The organism is Nocardia asteroides, assembly GCF_021183625.1.
GTDB lineage: Bacteria > Actinomycetota > Actinomycetes > Mycobacteriales > Mycobacteriaceae > Nocardia > Nocardia asteroides_A.
In genome coordinates this window covers 755,380-779,706 of record NZ_CP089214.1, presented here as the reverse complement: position 1 = coordinate 779,706, position 24,327 = coordinate 755,380, and the positions used below count along the sequence as shown (strand labels likewise).

At 71.6% G+C, this 24,327-nt stretch carries 20 protein-coding genes; 8 read left to right on the top strand and 12 right to left on the bottom strand.

Features of this window, described 5'->3' with window-relative positions:
* Nucleotides 1-3: 3 nt before the first annotated feature.
* The 3 genes from LTT61_RS03865 to LTT61_RS03855 form a co-directional block, all read right to left on the bottom strand.
* Entirely contained in the window at nucleotides 4-774 is a 771-nt protein-coding gene (locus tag LTT61_RS03865; protein WP_233018545.1) for a LamB/YcsF family protein, read from the bottom strand.
* 66 nt (nucleotides 775-840) lie between these two features.
* On the bottom strand, nucleotides 841-2,061 hold the full coding sequence (locus LTT61_RS03860) for an SEFIR domain-containing protein (RefSeq protein ID WP_233018544.1): 1,221 nt from the start codon (nucleotides 2,059-2,061) through the stop codon (nucleotides 841-843).
* 1 nt (nucleotide 2,062) lies between these two features.
* Nucleotides 2,063-4,300 (bottom strand): tetratricopeptide repeat protein, encoded by a 2,238-nt coding sequence (locus LTT61_RS03855; protein WP_233018543.1) that lies wholly within the window; start codon nucleotides 4,298-4,300, stop codon nucleotides 2,063-2,065.
* 155 nt (nucleotides 4,301-4,455) lie between these two features.
* Between LTT61_RS03855 and LTT61_RS03850 the strand changes: the two genes are divergently transcribed.
* From LTT61_RS03850 to LTT61_RS03825, 6 genes are all read left to right on the top strand, one after another.
* The gene (locus tag LTT61_RS03850) at nucleotides 4,456-5,229 is read left to right on the top strand and encodes a response regulator (protein WP_233018542.1); all 774 of its coding nucleotides are present in this window, start codon (nucleotides 4,456-4,458) and stop codon (nucleotides 5,227-5,229) included.
* A 315-nt stretch (nucleotides 5,230-5,544) separates the two neighbouring features.
* Complete coding sequence (locus LTT61_RS03845) at nucleotides 5,545-6,774, top strand: hypothetical protein (RefSeq protein ID WP_233018541.1); 1,230 nt, start codon at nucleotides 5,545-5,547, stop codon at nucleotides 6,772-6,774.
* Nucleotides 6,771-9,308, top strand: coding sequence for a hypothetical protein (locus LTT61_RS03840; protein ID WP_233018540.1), 2,538 nt, complete (start codon nucleotides 6,771-6,773; stop codon nucleotides 9,306-9,308). Before LTT61_RS03845 ends, LTT61_RS03840 begins: the two co-directional genes overlap by 4 nt.
* On the top strand, nucleotides 9,305-10,417 hold the full coding sequence (locus LTT61_RS03835) for a vWA domain-containing protein (protein WP_233018539.1): 1,113 nt from the start codon (nucleotides 9,305-9,307) through the stop codon (nucleotides 10,415-10,417). The genes LTT61_RS03840 and LTT61_RS03835 overlap by 4 nt, the downstream gene beginning before the upstream one ends.
* 43 nt (nucleotides 10,418-10,460) lie before the next feature.
* Entirely contained in the window at nucleotides 10,461-10,895 is a 435-nt protein-coding gene (locus LTT61_RS03830) for a hypothetical protein (RefSeq protein ID WP_233018538.1), read from the top strand.
* A 14-nt stretch (nucleotides 10,896-10,909) separates the two neighbouring features.
* Nucleotides 10,910-11,155 (top strand): hypothetical protein, encoded by a 246-nt coding sequence (locus LTT61_RS03825; protein WP_233018537.1) that lies wholly within the window; start codon nucleotides 10,910-10,912, stop codon nucleotides 11,153-11,155.
* Between the two features lie 41 nt (nucleotides 11,156-11,196).
* Here LTT61_RS03825 and LTT61_RS03820 read toward each other — a convergent pair whose 3' ends face one another.
* Complete coding sequence (locus LTT61_RS03820) at nucleotides 11,197-12,156, bottom strand: SMP-30/gluconolactonase/LRE family protein (protein WP_233018536.1); 960 nt, start codon at nucleotides 12,154-12,156, stop codon at nucleotides 11,197-11,199.
* Nucleotides 12,157-12,266: 110 nt separating this feature from the next.
* On the opposite strand from LTT61_RS03820, the gene LTT61_RS03815 reads away from it, so the two are divergent.
* Nucleotides 12,267-12,713 carry a MarR family winged helix-turn-helix transcriptional regulator gene (locus LTT61_RS03815; RefSeq protein ID WP_233018535.1) on the top strand — a complete coding sequence of 149 codons (447 nt, stop codon included), beginning with the start codon at nucleotides 12,267-12,269 and terminating at the stop codon, nucleotides 12,711-12,713.
* Here the strand turns inward: LTT61_RS03815 and LTT61_RS03810 are convergent.
* From LTT61_RS03810 to LTT61_RS03790, 5 genes are all read right to left on the bottom strand, one after another.
* Nucleotides 12,710-13,996, bottom strand: coding sequence for a diacylglycerol/lipid kinase family protein (locus LTT61_RS03810; RefSeq protein ID WP_233018534.1), 1,287 nt, complete (start codon nucleotides 13,994-13,996; stop codon nucleotides 12,710-12,712). The genes LTT61_RS03815 and LTT61_RS03810 overlap by 4 nt on opposite strands.
* The gene (locus LTT61_RS03805; protein WP_233018533.1) at nucleotides 13,993-15,687 is read right to left on the bottom strand and encodes a SulP family inorganic anion transporter; all 1,695 of its coding nucleotides are present in this window, start codon (nucleotides 15,685-15,687) and stop codon (nucleotides 13,993-13,995) included. Before LTT61_RS03805 ends, LTT61_RS03810 begins: the two co-directional genes overlap by 4 nt.
* A 77-nt stretch (nucleotides 15,688-15,764) precedes the next feature.
* Nucleotides 15,765-16,295 (bottom strand): hypothetical protein, encoded by a 531-nt coding sequence (locus LTT61_RS03800; RefSeq protein WP_233018532.1) that lies wholly within the window; start codon nucleotides 16,293-16,295, stop codon nucleotides 15,765-15,767.
* 95 nt (nucleotides 16,296-16,390) lie between these two features.
* On the bottom strand, nucleotides 16,391-17,590 hold the full coding sequence (locus tag LTT61_RS03795; RefSeq protein WP_233018531.1) for a TetR/AcrR family transcriptional regulator: 1,200 nt from the start codon (nucleotides 17,588-17,590) through the stop codon (nucleotides 16,391-16,393).
* Nucleotides 17,590-18,783: a TetR/AcrR family transcriptional regulator gene (locus tag LTT61_RS03790; protein ID WP_233018530.1), complete on the bottom strand. Its 1,194-nt coding sequence runs from the start codon at nucleotides 18,781-18,783 to the stop codon at nucleotides 17,590-17,592. The genes LTT61_RS03795 and LTT61_RS03790 overlap by 1 nt, the downstream gene beginning before the upstream one ends.
* A 136-nt stretch (nucleotides 18,784-18,919) precedes the next feature.
* On the opposite strand from LTT61_RS03790, the gene LTT61_RS03785 reads away from it, so the two are divergent.
* Nucleotides 18,920-20,455, top strand: coding sequence for an AMP-binding protein (locus LTT61_RS03785; protein WP_233018529.1), 1,536 nt, complete (start codon nucleotides 18,920-18,922; stop codon nucleotides 20,453-20,455).
* Between the two features lie 71 nt (nucleotides 20,456-20,526).
* Here the strand turns inward: LTT61_RS03785 and LTT61_RS03780 are convergent, their stop codons facing one another.
* From LTT61_RS03780 to LTT61_RS03770, 3 genes are read right to left on the bottom strand one after another with little or no spacing between them, the layout of a single operon-like run.
* Nucleotides 20,527-21,357: an SDR family NAD(P)-dependent oxidoreductase gene (locus tag LTT61_RS03780; protein WP_233018528.1), complete on the bottom strand. Its 831-nt coding sequence runs from the start codon at nucleotides 21,355-21,357 to the stop codon at nucleotides 20,527-20,529.
* Entirely contained in the window at nucleotides 21,350-23,263 is a 1,914-nt protein-coding gene (locus tag LTT61_RS03775; protein WP_233018527.1) for a flavin-containing monooxygenase, read from the bottom strand. Before LTT61_RS03775 ends, LTT61_RS03780 begins: the two co-directional genes overlap by 8 nt.
* Nucleotides 23,260-24,312, bottom strand: a complete 1,053-nt coding sequence (locus LTT61_RS03770) for an LLM class F420-dependent oxidoreductase (RefSeq protein ID WP_233018526.1) — start codon at nucleotides 24,310-24,312, stop codon at nucleotides 23,260-23,262. Before LTT61_RS03770 ends, LTT61_RS03775 begins: the two co-directional genes overlap by 4 nt.
* Nucleotides 24,313-24,327: the final 15 nt, after the last annotated feature.

Here is a 24,327-nt window from a genome sequence, read left to right as displayed (position 1 = left end):
GTGTCAGCCGATCGGGGCCGGGGCGAAACCGTTCGCGCGCAACATCGCCCCGGTGGCCGTCGCCATCTCCAGCGCGCCGGGGGTGTCGCTGTGCACGCAGAGCGCCAGCGCGGTGGCGTCATCCGGCGCGATGGCCACCGTCTCGCCGTCGACCGCGCGCACCCGGCGCTCGGTCACCATGGTCAGCGCCCGCCGGGCGGCCTCCTCGACATCGGTGACCAGCGCCGCCGGGTGCCCGCGCGACACCAGCCGCCCCTCGGCGGTGTAGCCGCGGTCGACGAAGACCTCCGCGATGGTGGCGATCCCGCGCTCGCGGGCCCGGTTCCACACCTCGGTGTCGTACTGGCACAGCAGCGCCAGCCCGGGATCGACCAGCTCCACCGCCTCCACGATGGCCGCCGCCTGCTCGACGTGCTCGGCGGCCACGTTGTAGAGCGCGCCGTGCGCCTTCACGTAGGTGACCTCGGTGCCCGCGATCCGGGCGAAGGCCAGGAGCGCGCCGATCTGGTAGACGATCTCGTTGACCAGCGTCGGGCGGGCGACGTCGATGAAGCGCCGCCCGAACCCGGCCAGGTCCCGGTAGGAGACCTGCGCGCCGATGGAGACGCCGAGCTCGGCGGCGAGCGCGGTGGTGCGGCGCAGGATGTCGGGGTCGCCCGCGTGGAAGCCGCAGGCGATATTGGCCGCCGAGACCTGCGCCATGAGCGCGGACTCGTCGTGGTTGCCCCAGACGCCGAAGCCCTCGCCGATATCGGTGTCCAGGTGCACTCGCATGCTTCGGCCCTCCATCGAGGCCGATCCTAGCCTCCGCGCGGGACACCTCCGCTCCGGGGCGGAGAGTCAGAAGCGGCTCATGCTGTAGAGGGCGGAGCCGGAGGAGTCGTATACCGTGGCCGTGTCCTCGTCGGAGAAGGCGACGCTGTACACAGCGCGGTTGACGCTCTGGGTGACCATCAGACTGTACCGATTCTGGGCATCCGGCTTACTCGAGAGGACGCAGTAGGCGGGCCCGCCGATATCCAGCGGCTTGCCCGCGTTGTAGTAGAAGCCCTCGCAGCGGCTGCCGTTGCCGGTGAAGGTCTTGGGATCCGAGCCGTCGGTCGGTGACCAGGTGCCGACGACGGCGTCGGGATCGACGGTGACGGCGTCGGAGCGGGCGGCAGCGGACGGCTGGATCCCGTTCCCGGCGACATTGCTCGCGGGAACCGGTCCGGTACTCGTCCCGGCACCGGTGTCGCTGTCGCCGCCGACCGCCCGGACGAGCAGGAAGCCGACGACCACGAGGGCGGCTATCGCTGCGAGCACGACCAGGGGCTTGCGGCGGGCATAGTTGACGATCGTGGCGCTGTTGTTGATCCGCACCGACTTGCCCGCGGTGATCGTGCCGGTCCGAAGCTCCTGTTTGATCCACGGGTCCGGGCGGGCGGACCGGCTGTCCCGCTCCGAGTTCCTGCGCGGATCGGCGTTGTCGCGCATACCCGTACCTTTCGTGATGGTCTCGCGGGGAGCGGCGGGCGCGGCTGCCCGTTGCGGGAGGTGGACGAGCCGGGCGGCGACGTCCGGGCGGCGGTCGTACGGCTGCGCGGTCAGCACACGGAGCAGGTCATCTGCCCCCTCGATCGTCAGATCTGTGATGATGTAGTGGTCCGCGGTCTGCGGTTGCAGGAAGAGCGGCAGTTCGTCGGGAGTGTGTCCGGGCAGGACGACGGGGAGCAGTTTGGCGGTCCATGTCTCGCGGTCGGTGTGCAGCAGTTCGCGGATGAGCGACAGCTCGGATTGCATGCCACGGTTGTCGAGATTGCCCGCTCGGCCGTCGCCGACCCTGCGGCACAGCGGCGAGGCGACGATCAGCACGTAGTCGGCCGCGGCCAGCTGGGCGCGGGCCCAGAGCGACCAGTCGCGCCGCCGGTCGAGATCCCAGCGATCCATCTGCATGTCGAGCCCGCAGGTCTCGGCCAGGAAGACACTGAATCGGCGCACGGCCTCGACATGCTGCTCGTCGTCGTGGGTGTAGGAGACGAAGACGCGCGGCGCCGCGGCGCCACCCGGGACGTCGGTCATCTCAGCTCCGTACCGGTGTCGCCGGGGGCATGGCCTTCAGCCGATGTCGGATCTCCTGAGCGCCGGGCAACGCGAGCTCCTCGATCAGCGTCAGCGCGGCGCGTAGATGCTCGGCCGCCTCCGGGTATCGGCCCGTGCGAGCCTCGGCATCGCCCAGTCCGCGCAGTGCCCGCGCCTGCGCACCGCGTGCGCCGCAGTCCGCGGCGAGTTCCTTCGCCTCGGCGAACAGCGTCGCGGCCGCGGCCGGTTCGCCTGCCGTCAGCTCCAGCGTCGCCAGCTCGTGCAGCGCCATGGCCAGGTCCTGCTCCAGGTCGAGCGCGCGGAACGCGACGATGGCCGCTTCCAGGCGTTGCTCGGCTTCGCCGAAGCGCCCCGCCGCAGTGAGCGAGGTACCGATCTCGCGCATCATGATGGCGGCATTGCGGGGGAGTTGAGCGCGCTGATAGACCGTGAGCGCGGCGCTCGCCTGCTCGACGGCGGACGAGTAGTCACCGCGCAGGTGCGCGATCCAGGCGAGGTGGCCCAGGTTGTGCGCCGCCGACACCTGGTCGCCGTGGTCGGTGAAGATCCGCAGCGCCGTCCGGTACTGCTCCTCGGCGTCGTCGATGCGCCTGCCCATCGCGTACGCGAGCCCGAGATTGCCGCGGGTGGTCGCTTCCCACCATTCGTCGCCGTCGCGGCGTGCGGCGGTGAGCGCGACCGCGTGCAGCGCCGTCCACGAGTCGATTCTGCAGGCGAGGAAGAAGTAGCCGCGCAGTACGTGGGCCAGGTGCCAGCAGTATTCGTCGAACCCGCGCTGGAGCGCGGCCTCGGCCAGCGCGAGCAGAACGGGCTCAGCGGTGTGCAGCCAGTCCAGCGCCGCCCGGCGGTGGTGGAATCGGGTGCCGCGCGGACTGTCAGCGGGCAGCGGGAAGCGGTTCCGGCGAGGGGCGATCACCCGATCGGCGCTGTCGGCGTCGGCCAGGTAGCGGGCGATCAGCCGGCGCAGTGCGGCGTCCCGGTCGAGTTGCGGTAGCTCGCCGAGTTCGTCGGTGGCCAGCTGCCGGAGCAGATCGTGCATCCGGTAGCTCAGGCCGGGCCCCGGCATGAGCAGGTGGCGGTCCCAGAGGAGATCCAGCAGCTCCCCCGTCTCGCGCTCGGTGCCGCCGTGCAGCGCGGCGCCGGTGCGCGGGGTGAGGTGCTGGCCGGGGAAGAGCGCGGTGAGCACGAAAAGCCTTCGCTCCGGCGTGCCCCGCTCGGGCAGCGAGGCGCGCAGCAGCCCGAGCACGTCGCGCTCGCCGTCGACGAGCCGCCCGGCGTTGAGCTGGTGCAGCACCCCGGCCAATCCGAGATGCTTCTTGCGCCGGTACATTCCGGCCGCGACCCGGACGGCGAGCGGGAGTCCGCCGCAACTGCGGAGAATCTCCGCCACCACATCGGCTCGGTCCTCCGGGTGTCCCTCCGCGGGCACCAGCCGGTCGAGCAGCTGGTGCGCCGCCTGCTCGGAGAGCAGCGGCAGCTCGATGTGCGCGGCCGCCTCCAGAGACGGGAAGCGCTGCCTGGTGATGATCAGCACCGCACATCCGCTCGCCGATGGAATCGCCGCGCGCACCTGGTCGAGTGCGCTGACGTTGTCCAGGACGAGGAGGATTCGCCGGTCCCGGGTGCGGCCGTGGAACAACGCGGCGCGTTCGTCCAGCTCGGCCGGGATCGAGCCGGGATCGACCTGCAGGTGCCGCAACAGCCACTCCAGCAGATCGCCGGGGCTCGTCGGGCGCAACCCGGCGGTGTCTGCACCGAGATCGCGGTAGACGCAGCCGTCCGGGTATCGGTCGCGCACCGTGTGCGCGACCGACAGCGCCAGCGCGGTCTTACCCACCCCCGCCATGCCGTGCAGCACGCAGACCCGCCCGGTACCGGGCGTATCCGGCGCGGTGAGGAGCATCCGTCGGATCTCGGCGGCCAGGTCGTCGCGGCCGACCAGTGCGGACAGCGGCGGCAGCCCCAGTTCTCGGAGCGGTATCGGACCGACCGGGCCGGATTCCTCTACGGTCGACGCCACTTCGAGCAGTGCGCCCCCCGCATCGAGTTCCTGTTCGCACGCGGCGACGAACTCGGCGTCGACCGGACGTTGCCCGGATTCGATGCGGCTGATGACTGATTTGTCACGATGGACGAGCCTGCCCAGCTTCTCCTGGGAGAGGCCACGTCTCGTGCGCCAGTGTCGCAGCTCGGTGCCGAACCGCTCCCTCGGTGTCACGGCTCCGAGAATACGGCACCGACGGCGCGGTTGCGCGGCAATTGCCAACGCGCAACGCGTGCGCAACGTGGGTCCATCGATCGAAAATTGATCGGTAGCAGACGGGTTCGTCGAATCCCTGCGGGTCCGATGTGTCGGAGACAGGACGAACGGGAATGAGAATACTGCTCGCTTCCCCGCGAGATCAGGTGGACGAGCCGGTCTTGGCGCGAGCGCCGGAGGTGTCGGAGCTGGTGGTCGCGAAGGGGAGGGAGAGCCTCGCCGCCGCGGCCGAGCGCGGTGTTCGCTTCGACCTCGTCGTTGCCGATCTGCATTGGGGGGAGCACTCGTGCTGTGCGAATTCCGCAGCGAAAGCTCAATTCGATGGATTCGATGTGCTCGACACGGTGACCCGAGCCGACCGGGGCGCGCGCGTGCTGTTGCGCACCACGGGAGCGGGCCGCCACTACCGCGAGGAGGCGTCGTTGCATCCGGGGGTCGTCGGCGCGGTCGATGGTCCCGGCGGCGACGGAGCGCTGCTGCGCGCGGTCATCGGACTCGCGAACGGAGTAGCGGCGCCCAAGCTCTCGCCTCCGCTGTCGGCTCCGCTGTGTGAACACTTCCGAGGGCGGCACGGGCAGACCGCGGGCCGGATGGCGGTCGCCGTCGCCGCCGGGCTCGCTACCGATGCGGCGACACTGGCGCGCGCGGCCAGGACCGCCGTGAACACGGCGAACAAGGTGACCACCAGCTATCTCGGTCCGATCATCCGGGAACTGGGCGAATGCGATCCGGAATTGCCGCTCACCGTCGGCGCCGTCTATCGGTGGTGCGGGCTCAATGCGGATTATCTACTGAGCTGGGGAAGGCGCAACAGCCACCGGGACCCGTCCGTGCCCCGTGGTTCGGCAATTTCTTGCCGAGACTCCTTGCAATTCGGTCGGAATTGACTGTCGAGCCGGGCGGCCGTGCCGGAAATTGCGGCGGTTTCCACTCGGCCGATGCGCGATGGTTGAATGTGGCTGTTCGATAGCTGAATACGCTCGACGGGGAGCGAAACAAATTGGTGCGAGGGTAATTCGGTCGGCCGCTGTAGCGCCGGGTCGCTGTCGGCCTCGAGAACGATTGTTCTGGAAGAATGCGGTGGCAATTTCAATGGGAAGTGAAGAATCTCCGTACTACCGGGCGGACATCACCGGTGTCGACGAGGTGATCGACGCACAGGTGGTGGAAGCCGTCGAGAGCGAGCAGGCACGGGCCGCCGAGTGGCCGCCGGGTCCGGCGACGCCGGCCGGACAGACCATCGAGCCCCCGTCCGGCCTACGGCCCGACGGGGCACGACGCTTCGGCGCGCGTACGTCGCCGCACGTCGAGCCCGGGTCGTCCGCCGGTCCGGGGCCATCCGCCACCGTGCGGGAATCCGCTGCCGCGGGGCAGGCGCCGCCGCTCATCGGGTCGAATTCCGGGGAGCGATCGTTCGCGGCGGACGACTCGGGGGGCCGCCGTTCGCCGGGCGGCCCGGCCCGGGGCGCGGCAGCGACAACCCCGGACACTCGACCGGCACCGCGATCGAGTTCTGGGGCGCCCCGCGTTCGGGCAAGTCGACCTTCCTGCGCGCGCTCGAGTTCGCGGCCGACGAGCCGGTGTTCGGCTATCGCTGGAAGATCATCGGCCGCGACAAACCTTCGCGCGACTTTCTGACGACGGCGATGCGCGACCGGCTGGACGGCGATCTCCCCGCCGCCTCCACCGGCGATGTTCCACTGTCCTGGACGTTTCGCGGCAGGCGGCACCGCGAAGCCGAGGGCACCTGGCTTTCGCGCTTGATGTCGGCCTTCGGGGACGACGACGATGCCGAACCCGACGCCGTGTTCACGGTCGACGTGCACGACCTGCCCGGTGAGCTGTTCGGCCGGAACACGATTCACACCGAGTTGCGCGAGCAGATGCTGAACCGGCTCGTCGCGGCGCGCGGCATCGTGCTGCTCTTCGATCCGATCGGCACCAAGGAGGCCGATTCCAACGCGTTCGACTACTACCTGGACATCGTCGGCGAACTCAGGGAGCGCGTCGAGCAACGGAAGGGGCTGTGCGGCAACGGTCAGTTGCCGCACCACCTGTCGGTGTGTGTCACCAAGCTCGACGATGCCAGGGTGTTCGAAGCGGCCATGGACGCCAGAATGATCTACGACGTCGAGTCCGGCACGGTTCCCGAGGTGCCCGCCGAGCTCGCGGCAGACCTGCTGCGGCAGCTGTGCGAGGACGACCGCTCGGAGCGGCTCTGCATCCAGCTGGCACAGGATTTTCTGCCGTCCCGCACCAGGTACTTCGCCACGACCGCAGCCGGCTTCCGCGTGGTGAACGGCCGATTCGACCGCAACAGTCCGAGCACCGTCGAGGGGAAGCGGTACACGGCGAAGGGCAAGCCGGTCAATGTGCTGGAGCCGATCGTCTCCCTGCACCAGCGCATCGCCGAGGAATCGGGCGGGTTGTGATCGGGGACCAGGTATTGCGGGCCCGCTCCGCCCGGCGCCGCGGTGAGGTGGTCGCGCACTGGGCCATCGACAGCAAGGTTCCCGGACGGCAGCAGGGGTATCAGCCCCGCGGCACTCGAGGAAGGGCCGCGACGGCGGGCGCGCACCTGCTCGCCATGGGCGCGGCCATCGGCTCCCCGCGCGGCCACAATGTGGGCCGTGCCGACGAACTGCCGTGGCTGCTCTTCGCCGGAGGTGGGCACCTGGCCGAACCGGTCGCCGGGGTGGTGAGCCGGAACTGGTCGGACGAGGCCGACGGCACCGACGCGCCGATCGTGCCCACCCGCGCCGTCTGGCTGCCCTGGCGCGACGTCGCCGACCGAGGTGAGCTGCCGACGTATAGCGGACTCTTCCGCAGTGTGTGTCGGCTCGAATGGCCCGGCGTGAACGACGGGCCGATCGGCGCGCGGGAGTATCGGGTCGCGATTCCCGACCCGGCGTCGGACCCGGCGGAGGTACTTGCCGATATCGATCAGCTCGGCACGGATTTCGTCGCCGAGGTGGCTGGCCGGATCGCTGCCGGTGAGCAGGTGGTGATCGTGCTGTCCGGAGCGACCGAGCTCGGGCTCGATCTTCGAGTGCGGGTGATCGACGCCGTCGCGGCGCTGCTGCCCGCCCGCGCCCGCAACTGCCTCGTCGCCGCCACCTGGGCGGACTATCGACATACGCATTTCGCGCAGCTCTCCTTCGCGGCCGCCGCTCGAGCGGGGCAGTCCGAGGTCCACTGGCCGGAGCGCCGCGTGCACCCCCCGCTTCCGGTCGTGGGCCGCTACCTGGCCGAAGTGCGAAGCCTGCTCGCCGAACAGCACCCGATCGCCGACCTCGCGCGGCGCCTGGCCCGCAGCAGCGAGCCGCTGGTCGTGATCGGCGACATCACCACCGCGGTCCCCGCTCGGATGCGGTTGCCCCGCGTCGTGAACGACGAGATCCGGGCGGGCACGGCGACCGTTCCGCGTGTTCGGGAGTCGCTGACCGAGATCGCCGCCCGCGGTCCGGAGTCGGCTGCGGCCCGATACCGGGAGGCGGCGGCACGGTACCTCGCCGACCGGGCCTGCGACGCCGACGCCGCAGTCGCCGCGACGGCGGCCGAAGCCATGAGCGCCCTGTGGGACGACCGGTTCGGTGCCCTGCTCGGAGCCCGCTGCCGGACCGAGCCGGGCGCCACCCAGGCTCGAATCTGGCTGGAAACCGCGGTACTCGCCCGGCCGCGGGTGCCGCAGGCAGTGACCGACCTTCTCGCCGCCGCCCTGCACCCACCGCCGCTGCGCTCGGACGATCCGGCCTTCCCGACGCTGGTGCACCTCGCCGTCCGCTACCTGGCGACGGCGCCGAAGCTTGGCGAGGGGCACGGCACGCTGCTGCTCGGGCAGCCCCTCGTGCTGCTCCAGGCCCTGCACACCCTGGCCATGAGTCCGCAGACCGGATCGTTCGCGCCGTTCGTCCCGACCTCGAAAGGCGAACGGACGACGGCGAATCAGCGGTTGGTCGAGCTCGCCGAGCATGCCGATACCCGGTCCGGCCCGCGCTGGCTCGGACCGGCTGTGCTCGGCGGCGCAGGCCGCAGCGCGCAGATCACCGCGCTGGATGTCGAGACACTCTTCTCGATGGGCACCGACATCGGCGCGATATTCGTCGAACTGCTGGTAGGCAGAGGTGAGCCGGATCGGCTCGTCGACACCGTCGCGCCGGCCGTCCGCTCCCGGTCGCGGACGGTACCGCACGGCACCCATACGGCGACGATGCTGCGTGCACTGTTCACCGTCGATCCCGAGCGATTCGATCCGGCGCGCCGCGCGATCGTCGACGTCTGGCGGCTTGTGCTCGGCGAGCCCTCGGCGGCAGCCGCGACATTCACCGCGGCCGGGTATGGCGAATCCTTCGGCCGGGAACTGGAGTACCTGGGCCCGGAGGCACACCGGGGGATCGCCCCTGTCCTCGCGCAGCGGCTGATGGACGGCACCGACGAGGTCGCGTTCCTCGGCGCCGGTGCGTCCGCCGCGGTGCGCCCGTACTACCTGGAACTGCTTCGCGCCGTCGCTTCCGAGCTGGCCCCGGCCGCGGCCAGGCAGCTGGCGGAGGCGCTCCCGCCATCGTGGTGGGACGAGGCCATCCGTTTTCCCGAGTTCGCCTGGTACCGAGCGCTGGACGGGCTGCACCGTGTGGTCCGCGACCGAGCACCGCTGCCGATGCTGCTCGCGGCCGTCGACGCCGCGCTGCGGAATGCCGGAACCGGAGCCGAGGTCGCCGCCGAGCTGCGGCCCCTGGTGGCGGAGTCCGCTGCGGCGGACACCGAGGAGCTGCTGAGCGAGCTGTACCGGAGCCCGGACCGCGGGGCCGCGGCCCGCGGTGTCGCGCTCGAGCTGATGGCGGCTCTGTGCACCGACGCGTGCGGAGTGCGCGCGGGCGATGAGTTCCGCGAACACGCGACCCGGCAGCGGAACTGGTACCACCTGCTGCTCCGGGGCGGCGCGGAGAACTCGGAGGCACGAACATGAGGTATCGCGGCACCGCGACGATCGCGCTGGCCATCGGCGCCGCCGCCGGACTGGTCCGCTTCGCCGCCGCTCCGGGCGCGGAGCCGCCGCGGGGCGCGCCCGCCGCGGACTACGTGGTGCTCGCCGACGTCTCCGGTTCGATGGACCAGCCCGGCCGCTACCCGGCGCTGCTCACTGCGCTTCCCCGGTTGCTGGACGGTTTGGATCCCGCGGACCGGGTGAGTCTGTACACCTTCGACAGCACGGTGCACTCGCGGTATTCCGGCGCGGGACTCGGCGGCGACCGGCTCGTCGCGCAGCTGCCCGGCACGGCGAATGTCGCTGCCTCCACCGACCTCGGGCCGCCGATCGCCGCCGGACTCGACGAGCTGCGGCGCCCGGATGGCGCCCCGATCCGGACGGTCGTGCTGGTCACCGACGGCATGCACGACCCGCCGCCGGAATCGGAGTACGCGGACCTGTCCGGGCCCGCCTGGGCGGAGCTGGCCCGCCGGGCCGGGGAGGCGGGCGACGCGAACACCGCGTTCTACACCGTGCTGGTCGGTGCGGGTGATTTCGACGCCGCGCAGGCCACCCGGATCTTCCCCTCCGGGACCGTGGTGCGGCCAGTGAACGCCGCCGAACTGGAGGATGCCTTCGCCGCCGCCCGTGCCCGCGTCGCCACGATGAAGAGGCAGCTCACGGCGGTGCCGGTGGCTCCGGGCGGGACCGGAACGGCGCCGCTCGACGGTGCTGCCGCAGGGGCCGGGCTGGCCGGTGCCGGTGTGCTCGCGATCGGCGCCGCGGCGGCTGCCGTGCTCGTCGTCCGCCGCCGTCGCCCGGTGCTGAGCGGCGAACTGGAGGTGAGTTCGGGCCGTGAGCCGGTCCCGTCGGCCCGCATTCCGCTCGCCGGCCATCGAATGGCGCTGGACGACGACGGCATCGAGGGCGTCGGCTCGGTCGCCGCGGTCCGCGGTGGCGCGGAACTGATGATTTCGTACACCGCTCTGCCCGGGGCGAAGCCGATCACCCGCCGATGCGCGGCGGGCAAGCCCATCATTCTCGGTGGATACACCTTCACGTATCACACCGACTCGACTACCGCGGAAAGGCGGAGCCGAAGTGCGTGAACTGGTCAATTGGATCCTGCACCAATGTGTTATTCCGGTGGGGATGGCCGCGATGATCGTGCTGGCGTTCGGGATAGCTGCCCGCGCCGGAGCGGGGCGGCGGCTCCCCGCCTGGGCGGGCGTCGTCGCCGGATTCGTGTTCTTCATGATCTATGTCGAGGCGCGCCCGTCGGCCTCGGCACAGCTGGTGACGAAATCGAACGCGGTGGGATTCCTGGTGGCCGGGGTCACCGCACTGGTGGCCTTCTTCGTACTCAGGCTGCTGTCCCGGATTCGCCGCGCCGCCCTGCTCGGGGTCGTGACCATGGTCATCGTCGGCCTGAACTCGATCGCGCTGTACGCCTTCTTCTACGAGTCGTCGCTGCGCCTCACCGTCGTGCAGCTGTCGCTGGGCTCGGTGCTCGGCGTCCTCGTCTACGTCATCTTCTTCAGTGAGAAATTCAAGCAGCTCTTCACCCGTCCCGAATTCGCTCTCTAGAAAGAGGAAGACCATTGCTGGGAAAGTGGCCCGACGACATCGTCAACTACATATTCAATCTCAAGCGGGAGGAGGTTCAGCGCTATTGCCGCAACTGCCGGACCGTCACCGAGCAGGTCGCGGTCAGTTTCAGCGAGATTCCGATGTTTCGCGCCGGTGAGCCGATGCGCATAGTCGGGCGCGGCATCGATTTCCTGCCCGGCATCACGCTGCTCGGCGGTCGTCCGACGCTGTGCCGGTGCGGAGCGGACAATCGCTGACACACCGGCACCGTGGGCGAACCCGCCCGGCCGGGTGACGCTCAGATCCCGTGCACGGAGACGATCTCGAAGCGGGACGGCTCGCCGGGCCCCATCGGCCCGCCCCGGTCGAACTGTGACGCCACCACCAGCGTCCGATCGCCGACCCGCGCCATCGTGGTCGGAATCCGCAGGGCCGCATCGGTGATCTCCCCCGACTTGGTCGCGGTCGCCCCGTCATCGGCGACCGACCAGCGGCTGATCGTGTTCGTCATGTTCTGCACCACCCAGAGCGTGTCGTCCCGCAGCTCCAGCCCGTCGCCGTTGGTGACGTCGCCGCCGTGCAGCTCGACCCTGCGGATATCGCCGTCGCCGAGCCCGATCCGGTACAGCTCGCCCGGGATCATGTCCACGACGAGCAGGTAGTTCCCGGCCGGGTCGGCGACGATGCCGTTGATGTTGAACGCGTCCGGCGCGCGCGGCGCCAGCTTTCCGGTGAGGTCGAAGCGCACCGTGAGCTCGGCCCCGCCGGCCGCGAGCTGATCCGGGGTGACGCGGTAGACGACGCCGCGCACCGAGTCGGTCAGGTAGGCGGTGCCGTCCGGGGTGATGGCGAGATCGTTGACGAAGCGCGGCTGCGGGCCGGGCACGTCGAAGCGGGCGAGCAGCCTGCGGCTCGCGATGTCGTAGACGGTGACGCCCGCGGTGGAGTCGGTGACCCAGAGCCGCCCGGCGGAGTCGACCTTCAGGCCGTTGGCGGTGGCCCGGCCGTCGGCGCCCGCGGGCAGGAACACCTCGGCCTCGGCGGCGTCCGGCGCGGCCCGGTAGATCGCGCCGGTGGCGTAGGAGCCGACGTAGGTGTCGCCGGTGCGGGGATCGGCGGCGATCCCCTCGGGGTAGACGCGCTCGCCGGGGAGCACGTAGGCGGTCTCGACCGGATCCGGTGCGGCGGTGGAGCCGCAGGCGACCGCGGCCAGCGCGCACGCGGCGACGGCGGAACGGCGAAAAAGGGTGGAGAGCACGGAACCTGCCTCGCTATGTGAAGTCACATCGAACAATGAGAGCTAATGTAGATTAGAGCTCTAATACTCGTCAAGGGTCGAACAAGAAGGGGGCCGGATACCATGCGTGCATGACGTCCATGCCCGCTTCGGAGCGCCTCGGGTCCTACATCAAGCGCGCCGAGCAGGCCCTGACCGTCGCCAAGAACGCCGCGCTCAAGCCGGTCGGCGTCACCGTGCCGCAGTACTCGGCGCTGCTCTCCCTCACCGAGAACCCCGGTATCTCCGCCGCCGCGCTGGCCCGGCTCTGCGGCGTCACCCCGCCCACCATGACCACGATCCTGACCAACCTGCGCGAGCGCGGGCTCATCGAACGCAATCCGCACGAATGGCACCGCAATGTGCTGGAGACCCGGCTGACCCCCCGCGGCGAAGAGGTCATGCGGGAGGCCGACGCCCGCGCGGTGCGGGTGGAGCGCGCCGTCGGCGCGGAGTTCACCGACGACGAGCGAGAGCTGTTCCAGGCGCTGCTGATCCGCTGCGCGGAGGCGTTCGACGCCACCCGGGCGGAACGCTAGCCCGCCGGACCGGCCAGCTGTAGCAGCCGCACCCAGTCGACCGTGGGTGCGGCGGCGCGCACGCCCGGCCGCGTCGCGGGAACGCGCACGCGCAGCGCTCCCGGCTCGATGGTGCAGCGCACGGGGGTGTCGAGCAGCAGCGATTCCCCGTCGACGCCGACCGGAATCCGCGGGGTGGCGGCGTCGACGGTGACGGTTGTGGCGTCCAGGCGGGTCAGCCCGTCGGTGCGGGTGCGGCGCAGCAGCCCGATGGCGGCGCCGGTGCTCGCCACCGCGACCGCGGCGACGCCGAGCACGCCGCGGTCGAGCCGCTCGCGGTGGCTCAGCCCGGCCAGATCGCTGGAGCCGTAGGGGTTGTTGCTCACCAGGATCGCCTGCGGGGCGACGATCCTCGTCTCGTCCGCGTGCGCGATGAGCAGCGTCGAGTCGGGGCCGGTCAGCAGGTCGGGGAGCCGCGCCAGCACGGTGCGCGCCTTGTCGTCGCGGTAGGCCGGGTCCTCGACGATCTGGGCGTAGACGCCGAAGGAGGCGTTGTTGACGAAGGGGCGACCGTTGATCCGGGCGAGGTCGACGTGCAGTTCGATCCCGTCGGTGAGCGCGGTCAGCCCGGCGACCGGGTCGGCGCGGTCCAGCCCCAGGTCCATGGCGAAGTGGTTGCGGGTGCCCGCGCTGATGACGAGGAACGGCAGCCCGTGCTCGGCCGCCACCCCGGCGACCAGCGCCTGGGTGCCGTCGCCCCCGGCCACCCCGAGCAGGTCCGCGCCGCGCGCGACGGCCTCCCGCGCGAGCGCGACGACGTCGATCGGCTCGGGGCCGTCCAGCAGCGCCACCTCGGCGCCGAGTTCGGCGGCCCGGCGCGGCAGGTCGAACGCCACCACCTTGCCGCCGCCGGAGCGCGGATTCATGATCAGGAAGGGGTGCTCGACCTCCGGTGCGAGATGCTCGAGCACGGGGGAGTGCGGCGGGCGCAGCGCCGCCCTGGCGGCGAGCAGCGCCAGCACCGCGAACCCGGCGGCGAGCAGCACCACCCACAGCAGGTGCGCCCGCACGTACATGACCACAACGACGATCGGCGCCGCCACCGCCACACCGGCAGCCGCCGCGCGCAACACCCCGCGCCGGGTGAGCGCCCAGTACAGCGCCGCCACGGTCACCACGACGCCACCCGCCCCGACCGCGAGCAGCAGCACGGCGCCCCGCAACCCCGCCACCGCGATCGGGAGCACCGCGACGACCAGCGCGCACAGCAGCGCGGCGCGCGCGAACGACGGGCGCGCGCTCACGGCTCCGCCCGCCGGTCGAACGCCTCGACCGCCGCTTCGACGGTCGGATAGAAGTGGCCGGGACCGAACCGGTCCCCGACCCCGAACCGGATGAGCCGGTCCTTGATCGGCCCCTTCATCTCGGCGAAGGCCAGCCGGATCCCCCTGCTCTCCAGGAAGCGGTCCAGGTCGACGAGCTCGTCGACGGCGGTGGTGTCCAGCCCGGTGATCGGCTCGGCGGCCACGACCACCCACTCGGCCGGGGTCGGCGCGCGCGCCGCCACCGAGCGCACGTAGGAGTCGAAGATCTCGCCGTTGGCGAAGAACAGCGGCGCGTCGAACCGCACCAGCACCAGCCCGGGAATGCGGTGGCCGTCGGGGTGGCGTTCGATGTCGTGGAAGCCGGGCCGGGCCGGGGTGCGCACCAGCTCGGTGCGGTAGGGCTGCCAGGCGCGGACCACCACCGCCAGGAACGACAGCCCGATCGCGACCAGAATGCCCTGCAGCACCCCGGCCAGCGCGACCCCGAGCAGCGCCGCGCCCGCCAGCGCGAATTCGACCCGGCTCATCCGCCACATCCGGACCAGCCCGCCGACATCGATCAGCGCGGAGGCCGCCACGATGACCACCGCGGCCAGCGTCGCGTCCGGCAGGTAGGCGGTGACACCGGGCGCGACCAGCACGAACAGCAGCACCGCGGCCGCACCGACCACCCCGGCGAGCTGGGTGTGCGCACCGCTCTGCTCGGCGACGGGCGTGCGCGACCCGCTCGCCGAGATCGGGAAGCCGCCGAAGAGCCCGCCCGCGATGTTCGCGACGCCGATCGCCTTCATCTCGGTGTTGCCGTTCACCTCGGTGCCGTGCCGCGCGGCGAAGGTCCTCGACAGCACGCCGGTATCGGCGAACGCGATCAGCGCGATCCCCGCCGCGGGCCCGGCCAGCCGCCCGACCTCGCCCCAGTCGACGCCGCCGAAGGTCGGCAGCGGAAAACCGCTCGGCAGCGCCCCCACCATGCCGATGTCGCTGGTCAGCCCCGCCGCCGCGGACAGCACGATCGCGCCGACGACGGCGACCAGCACCCCCGGCACCACGGGCAGGAGCAGGCGGAAGCCGACGATCACCGCCAGCGAGCCGAGCCCGACCGCCGCCGCGAGCGGCTGCACCGCGCCGGCGCCGAGCGCGCGCCCGATCTCGGCGATCTCGTCCAGCAGGCCGTCGGCGTCGACGCCGAAGCCGAGCAGCTTCGGTACCTGCCCCACCAGCACGATGAGCGCGATGGCGTTCAGGTAGCCGAGCCGGATCGGTTTGGAGAGCAGCTCGGTGACGAAGCCGAGCCGGAGGAACCCGCCGAGCACCAGGATCAGCCCGACCAGCACCCCGAGCACGCCCGCCAGCGCGATCGCGGTCGCCGGGTCGTCGGCGACGGCGAGCGGGAGCACGGCGGCGGCGATGAGCGGCGCCAGCGACGAGTCCGGCCCGAGGACGAGGATCCGCGAGGGCCCGCAGAGCGCGTAGGCGAGCAGCGGCACGATGGTGGCGTAGAGCCCGGTGTAGGCGGGCAGCCCGGCGGCCTCGGCGTACCCCATGCCCGCGGGGATGAGCAGGGCGGTCAACACCAGCCCCGCGGTGATGTCGTCGCGCAGCCACTCCCTGCGGTACTGCCGCGCGGTGACGATGCCGGGCAGCGCGGCGAGCGACGACAACGGATTCATCGCGCCCGTCCTTCCTGCTCGACGCTGCCTCGAGTATCCGCCCCCGGTGCGCGTCGCGCCTCACCCATCGCGGGTGACTAGTGGGTGAGAATCACCTTCACCACGACCACCGCCGTCGCCGCGGCGGTGACGAGCAGCGCCTGGATCAACGTGGACCGGTGTGGCTTCCGCCCCTGCAACCGCCGGACGACGAAGGCGGTGCCGCCGATCCGGACCAGCACGGTGCCCTCGGCCAGCAGCTGCGCGGTGCGCGGCTCGAGCCAGCCCAGCCAGGCGCAGGCCAGGATCGCGCAGGGCAGCAGAGCCGCAGTCAGGATGGGGAGCGAGTCGCGCAGCTCGCCCCTGCGGTCGACCGAGGTCAGCGAGCGGTTCTCCCGGATGCTCTGCCCGATGCTCTCCGCGAAGGCGTGCGCGACGAAGGTCGAGAGCGCCGCGCCGACCACGATCAGGATGCCCACGTGTTTCGGGCTGACCGGGATCGGGATCAGCGCGGCCAGGATCAGCACATTGCCGTAGACGTAGGCGCTGACCCGCGCGGCCGCCCGGTGCCGGTCGAGCGGCAGCCCGCCGGCGAACAGCGGGCGGTGCAGCAGCGCGGGCCTGCTCACCGGCGGGCGGGGGATCGCGGCACGGAGGCTCCTTCCGGGGAAGTTGCTCCCAGCGAACTACGCGGCATGTGGCGTGTCGAGCGATCGCCCGGATATCACCCGATACGGGTGAGCACCGCCGCCCGCGCGATGGCCGCCAGCTTGGTGGCGACCCCGGGACGCGCGCGCAACCGCGGGTGTTGCGAGATATCGGTGAGCACCCCGATCGCCGCCAGCGCGAGCGCCCGCGCATCGTCGGTGGCGAGCCCCTCGTTGCGGGCGAGGATCGCCTGCACCCACTCGGCGACGTACTCGCGCTGGGTCTCGCGCAGCGCCGTCTGCTCCTGCTCGGGCAGGTAGAGCAGGTCGGCGGCGAGGATGCGCATGATCCGGCCGTGCATGCCGAGCGTTTGCCGGATGTACCCGGCGATCAGCGCGTCGAGTACCTCGGCGGGGTCGGTGACCGCGGCCAGCGTCTCCGCGGTGACGTAGAGCAGCCCTTCGGCGCCGCGGTGCAGGATCGCCCGCAGCACCTCGGTTTTGCTGTTCGCGTACTGGTAGAGCGTGCTCACCGACATCTCCGCGCCCGCGGCGATGTCGTCGATGCGGACGTCGTAGAAGCCGCGCTCGTCGAAGAGCTCGGTGGCGGCGGCGAGAATTCGCTCGCGGCGCCCCGCCGGGAGCCGGGGTGCGGCGGCGGGCGGCGGCGGCTCGGTGGCGGCGGGCAGTTCGCAGGCGGCGATGGCGCGGGCGACGGCGGACTGCAGTTCGCGCAGCCGCTCCGGGGTGAGGGTGCCGCGGATGCCGCTGGTGTTGGAGTACATGGTGAGGACGGCGAAGCCGAGCAGCTCCGCGTCGGCGGCGGGCAGTTCGGGGCGGACGCCGTGGATGCCGTCCGCGATCCGCGCGGTCACCTGGACGAAGTTCTCCTCGAAGACCGCGCGCTGCGCCGGTTCCAGGTGGCGCTGCTCGCGGCGCCACAGGGTGGCCTCGTCGTGGTGCGCGGTGAGGTCGCCGAGGCCGTCGAGCAGCAGGTCGAAGCGCTGGCGCGGGGTGCCGCCCGCGGTGTCGGCGCGGATGGCGAGTTCGTCGACCATGGCCACCTGCCGCATCAGCGCGGCGACCAGGATGGCGTTCTTGCCCTTGAAGTGCCGGTAGACCGCGGGCCCGGTGAGCCCGACCGCGGCGCCGATCTGGTCGATGCCGACGTTCTGGTAGCCGAGCGTGCGGAAGAGCTCACCGGCGGCTGCCGCGATCTGGTCGGCGCGGCGACCGCGGCGCGCCGGCGCCGGGGCGGTGTCGGCGGGGCGGGCCATCAGCGTCGTCCGGTCGGCTCGGTCATCGCTCCAGTTTCGCATTCCGCGGCGGCCGGAGTCAGCATGGCGTGCGCGAGGACCCGCAGCTCGGTGTCGATGTCCGGGTGGGCGCGGACGCGGCCGGTCTGCGAGAGGTCGGTGACCACGCCGATCACCGCGAGCGCGACCGCGCGGGCCTCGGTCGCCGGGTGGTCCGGGTGGCGGGCGCGGACCGCGGCGGTCCACTCGGCGACGTACTCGCGCTGCGCGGCGCGCAGGTCCCGCTGGGTCTGCTCGGGCAGGTAGATGGCATCGGTGGCGAGGATGCGCATGGTGCGGCCGTGCAGTCCGAGCGCCTGGTCGACGTAGGTGCCGACCAGGGTGTCGAGGACGTCGTCCGCCCGCGCGAGCGCCTCGGCGGTCACGTAGAGCAGCCCCTCGGCCCCGCGCTCGAGGATGGCGAGCAGGATCAGCGTCTTGTTCGGGAACTGCTGGTAGAGCGTTGCCCCGGACATGCCGGCCGCGCGGGCGATGTCGTCCACGCGCACATCGTGGAAGCCGCGGCGGTCGAACAGCTCGGCGGCGGCGGCGATGATCCGCTCCCGGCGCCCGGCCGGAGTGCGTTCGGCCGGAGAGGGTTTCGCGACCCCGGTGCCGCCGGGCGGCGCGCACCCGACGATCGCGCGGGCGAGCGCGCCCTGCACCGCGGCCAGCCGGGCGTCGTCCAGCCCGAGGCGCATCTCGGGGGTGTTGCCGAAGAGCGAGAGCAGGGCCACCGAGAGTAGCTCCAGCTCGCTTTCGCCGAGCTCGGGCCGGGCGGCCGCGAGCGCGGATCGGGTGTGGCCGAGCACCTTCCCGAACGCTGCACGGAACTGCTCGCGCTCGGCCGGGCGCAGGTGCCTGCGCTCGCGTCGCCACAGCATCGCCTCGTCGCGGTGCACGGAGTGCTGCTCGAGGTCGGCGAGGAGACCGGCCATGCGCCGCTCGGGCGTGCCGGGGCCGTCGGCGGCGCGGCAGGCCATGTCCTCGACGAGTTCGACCTGCCCGATGAGCGTGCGCACCAGGATGTCGTGCTTACCCGCGAAGTGCCGATACACCGCGGGCCCGGTGAGCCCGACGGCGGCGCCGATCTCGTCGATGCTCACGTTCCGGTACCCGGCGTCGCGGAACAGCACCGCGGCCGCCCGCATGATCTGTGCACTGCGCCGTGTCATCCAGCCCCCTCATGTGTCGGAGTGGATATTAACAGTAAGCGGTATCGGTGCTGCAAATGACGCTATTGACTCAAGCGGGCATCAAAGTTTACATTCACTCGGGAGACCTGGATCACAGCTAGCGAGGAGCCTCGACATGTACCCCGGCCGACTCGTCTCCGAGCACCCCGACCGACCCGCGATCATCATGGCCGGTACTCGCGAGACGCTCACCTACCGGCAACTGGACGAGCGGGCCAACCGGCTCGCCCACCACTTCCGCGCCATCGGCCTGCGCCGCACCGACCCGATCGCGATCTTCACCGAGAACCACCTCGAGCTGATCGTCACCATGGCCGCCGCCGAGCGCACCGGCCTGTACTACACGCCGGTCAACTCGTTCCTCGCCGCCGAGGAGGCGGCCTACATCGTCCGCGACTGCGGCGCGAAGGTCGTGATCAGCAGTACCGCGAAAGCCGAGGTGGCGCGCAGGCTCCCCGGGTTGTGCCCAGACGTCGAGCACTGGCTCATGGTGGACGGCGCCGAGCCGCCGTTCCTCGACTTCGCGACGGTGCTCGCGGGCTACCCGGTGACGCCGGTCGAGCGCGAGCGGCTCGGGACGCCGATGTTCTACTCCTCCGGCACCACCGGGCGGCCCAAGGCGGTCAAGCGGCAGCTGCCCGATGTCGCGCCGGACACCCAGCTCGGCATCGAGGAGATGGGCAAGCGGCTGTTCCACATGCGCGAGGGGATGGTGTTCCTCTCCCCGGCGCCGCTCTACCACTCGGGCCCGCAGTCGACGATCTCGATCGGATTGCGGCTCGGCGCAACGCATATCGTCATGGAGCGGTTCGATCCGGAGGCGTTCCTCGCGCTGCTGGAGGAGTTCCGGGTGACGCACACGATGGTGGTGCCGACCATGTTCTCCCGGCTGCTGAAGCTGCCCGCCGAACTCCGCGACCGGTACGACCACTCGACGCTCGAGGTGGCGGTGCACGGCGCCGCGCCGTGCCCGCGCCAGGTCAAGCAGGACATGTTCGACTGGTGGGGGCCGGTGATCTACGAATACTACGGCGGCACCGAGGCCAACGGCACCTGCGGCTGCACGCCGGAGGAGTGGCTGGCGCACCCCGGCACCGTCGGCCGCGCCTTCTTCGGCGAGATCGTCATCCTGGACGAGAGCGGCGAGCCGCAGCCGCCCGGCACCCCCGGCGACATCTGGTTCCGGGGCGGCAACAGCTCGTTCGAGTACCTCAACGACCCGGGCAAGACCGCCGGGGCCCGCGACCCGAGCGGCACCATGTCCACGATCGGCGACATCGGCTACCTGGACGAGGACGGGTACCTGTTCCTCACCGACCGGCAGGCGTTCGTCATCATCTCCGGCGGGGTGAACATCTATCCGCAGGAGATCGAGAACCTGCTCGTCACGCACCCCGAGGTCATGGACGCCGCCGTGTTCGGCGTCCCCGACGAGGATTTCGGCGAGGCGGTGCAGGCGGTGATCCAGCCGTTCGACCCGGACGGGGCGACGCCGGAGCTGGCCGAGCGGCTCCGGGTGTTCTGCCGCGAGCACCTGGCCCGGTTCAAGTGCCCGCGCTCCTTCGACTTCATCGAGGAGATGCCGCGGCTGCCGACCGGGAAGCTGTACAAGCGGACGCTGCGGGATCGGTACTGGCCGCAGCCGCAGTAGTCGCACACGGCGAAGGCCACGCATCCGTCGGGCGCGTGGCCTTCGCCAATCGATGGCGGGCGGGTGGGGCGTCAGTCCTGCGTGCCCGCGGTGGTGGCGAAGAGCGTCCGCATGTCGGGGACGAACGGCTGGTGCGCCAGCAGCCCGCCGTCCACCCGGATCGTCTCCCCGTTGATCCCGCGCGACGCGTCCGAGGCGAGGAACAGGTACACCTCCGCCAGCTCGGCCGGGCCGTTCAGATCGGGCGACGGGGTGTGCCGCCGGTAGATGTCGGTGATGGCGGGTGGCAGGTTCTGCGCCGGGGGCGTGCGGGTGGTGCCGGGGCAGATGGCGTTGCAGCGCACCCCTTCCGGGCCGTACTGGGTGGCGGTGTAGGCGGTGAGCGCGAGCAGCGCGGCCTTGGTGCAGCCGTAGCCGGTGAGGCTGGTGTCGCCGGCGAAGGCGTGCGTGGAGGCGGTGTTGACGATCGATCCACCGCCCGAACGCAGATGCGGGAGGGCGTGTTTCGTGGTGAGCAGGGCGCTGCGCAGGTTCACCGCCATGACGTCGTCCCACACCTCGATCGGCATGGTCGCGACCTCGCCGTCGCCGCCGGGGAAGACGCCGGCGACGTTCATCAGCAGGTGCAGCCCGCCGAAGGTGGAGACGGTGGTCTCGATCAGGGCGGCGATCTGCTCCTCGGAGCGCAGATCGGTCTGCACGGCGAGCGCGACGCCGGGCCCGTGCTCGGCCTCGAGCTGCTTCGCGAGCGCCTGCGCGCCGTCGATGTTCGTATCCGCGAGCACCACCCGCGCGCCCTCGGCGGCGAAGGCGGCGGCGGTGGCACCGCCGATATTGAGCCCGCCGGGGTCGACGAGGGTGGCGCCGGTGACGATGGCGGTGCGGCCGGTGAGTCTAGCCATGGCGGTGTCCTTCGGTGAGGTGGAAATCGGTGAGGTCGGGGGCGCTGGTGCGGGCGAAGTAGTCGGGGACGGCCCAGGGGGAGTTGGTGACGACGCGGCCGGAGCTGTTGCGGTAGTAGTTCCGCACGCCGTCCTGCGCGTAGACCATGGCGGCGTTGGCGGCGTCGAGCTCGGCGTTGTACCGCTCGTAGACCTCCGGCCGCACCTCGACGGCCGCGATGTCGTCGCGCACCATGCGGGTGAGCAGCTCGACCACGTAGCGCACCTGGGCCTCGGCGGTCACCAGGTAGCTGCCGCCGGGCGGGTTGGTGTTCGGGCCGTAGAGGAAGAACAGGTTCGGGAAATGCGGTGCGGTGATGCCCAGGTAGGCGCGGCCGTCGTCGTCGCCCCAGGATTCGCGCAGCTCGAGCCCGTCGCGCCCGCGCAGCCGCAGCGGGTGCAGGAAGCGCTGCTGCTGGAAGCCGGTGCAGAGCACGAGGGTGTCGATCTCGTGGGTCTCGCCGGACGGGGTGACCAGAGCCCGCTCGGTCAGGTGGTCGATGCCATCGGTGACCAGGCTGACGTGCGGGCGGCGCAGCGTGGCGAACCAGCCGTTGTCCAGCAGCAGCCGCTTGCCGAAGGGCGGGTGCCCCGGCGTGGCCTTGGCGACGAGATCGGCCCGGTCGCCGAGCTGGGTCTCCAGGTAGCGGGTGAAGAAGCCGCGGAAGGCGTCGTTGAGCGAGCTGACCTGCTTGCCCTTTGCCGCCGCGCTCGGGTCGACGCGCAGCGCGGCGTAGGTGCGCTCGGTGTAGAGCCAGTACAGCCGGAACCGGAACCAGGCCCGGTAGAACGGCACCTGCCGGAAGAGCTGGTGCCGCGTCTGCGGCTGCGGCAGGAAGTAGTGCTCGTTCGGCGCGATCCAGTGCGGTTCGCGCTGCAGCACCACCAGCCGCTCGGCCTCGTCGGCGACCGCGCACACCAGCTGCATGGCGCTGGCCCCCGCCCCGACCACCGCGACCCGCTTGCCCGCGACCTCGGTGCCCTCCGGCCAGCGCGCGGAGTGCACCACCTCGCCGGTGAAGTCGGCGAGGCCGGGGAAGTCGGGGATGTTCGGGGTGCTGTGCAGCCCGGCGGCGGTGATGAGCGCGGTGCAGCGAATGGTCTCGCCAGCGGTGGTGACGACCCACTCGTTCGCGGCGGCGTCCCACTCGGCGTGCTCGACGGCGACCCCGCACTCCAGGTGCGGCGCCAGCTCGAAGTGGTCGATCAGGTCCTCGATGTAGCCGACGATCTCGTCCCGCCCGGCGAAGTTCTCGCTCCAGTCCCGCGGGAAGAACGAGTACGAGTACAGATTGCTCGGGATGTCCACGCGCGCGCCGGGGTAGCAGTTCTCGAACCAGGTGCCGCCGGGCCGGTCGTTGCGCTCCAGCACCCGGAACGGGATGCCCGCCCGCTTGAGGTGCACCGCGGCGGCCAGCCCGGAGAACCCGGCGCCGACCACCACCACCGAGAACCCGGTCGGCAGCCGGGACGAGACGTCCTCCGGCACGAACGGAGTGAACCCCAGCTGCTCGGCCGCGAGCGGCGCGTACGTCTCGGGGATCGGCTCGCCCATGACCGCGCTCATCAGCTCGACCAGCTCGGCCGGGCCCGGCTCCGGATGCGCGGCAGGCGTGCCCGCCGACCACGCGGTCACCGCGTCGGCCGCGGCCGCCCGCACCTCGGCGGCGCGCTCGGCGGGCAGCCCGCCGTCGTCCAGGTCCTCGAAGCCGACGGTGCGGGCCACCCGGTACGGCTCGGCGAGCCAGCGCCGGTCCCCGGTGAGCTGGAACAACACGCCGAGCAGGCAGGGGACGTTCGCCGATTCGAGCGCGCGGCGCAGCTCGCCGGGGTCGACGGCGGGGACGGGGTCGAGCAGGCTGCTCACGAGATCTCCTTGCCGATGGCGACGACCGTGCGGACGGCGTCGAGGCGTTCGATGGGGTCGGTGGCCATCGGGGTGACGTTCACCAGGGACACCCCGGCCGCGCGCAGCGCTTGCAACCGTGCGCGCAGGTGCGCGGGGTCGCCGATGAGGGTGGTGGCCCGGACCAGTTCGTCCGGCACCGCCGCAACCGCCTCCCTCGTGCGCCCGGCGAGGAAGTGCTCCTGCACCTCGGCGGCTTCGCCCGCGAAGCCGTAGGCGGCGACGAGCCGGTTGTAGAAGTTCTGCTCGCGCGAGCCCATCCCGCCGATGTAGAGCGCCAGCTGCGGCTTGGCGGCGTTCAGCAGCGGTGCCGGATCGCCGTCGGTGAGCGCGAGCGGCGCGCGGGCGATGATCTCCAGCGGCGGCAGCGTCTCCGCGCGCTTCGCCCTGCCCGCGGCCAGCGCCGCACCCCAGACCCGCTCGGCGCGCTCGGGATGGAAGAAGATCGGCTCCCAGCCCTCGGCCAGTTCGGCGGTGAGCTCGACCATGCGCGGGCCGAGCGCCGCGACCGAGATCGGAATTCCGGCGCGCGCCGGATGATTGATGAGCTTGAGCGGTTTGCCGAGCCCGGTGCCGCGCTCGGGGTCCAGTGGGATGCGGTAGTGCCTGCCCTGGTGCCGCAGCGTCTCCCGGCGCCACACCGCCCGGCAGATGTCGATGGTCTCCCTGGTCTTGCCGAGCACCCCGTCGAAGGGCAGCCCGTGGAACCCCTCCACCACCTGCGGCCCGGAGGAGCCGAGCCCGAGCCGGGCCCGCCCCGCCGCCACGTAGTCCAGCCCGGCCGCGGTCATGGCGATCAGGGTCGGGGTGCGGGTGTCCAGCGGCAGCACGCCGGTGGCGATCTCGATCGTCTCGGTCCGGGCCGCGAGGTAGGCGAGCTGGGTGACCGCGTCGAAGGTGTAGGCCTCGCCGACGGTGACCGAGGCCAGCCCCGCCCGCTCCCAGGCGGCCACCTCCTCGGCGACCTCGGCCATCGGCCGCCCGAACTCCAGTACTGTCCCGATGCGCATGGCGCGCTCCTTCTC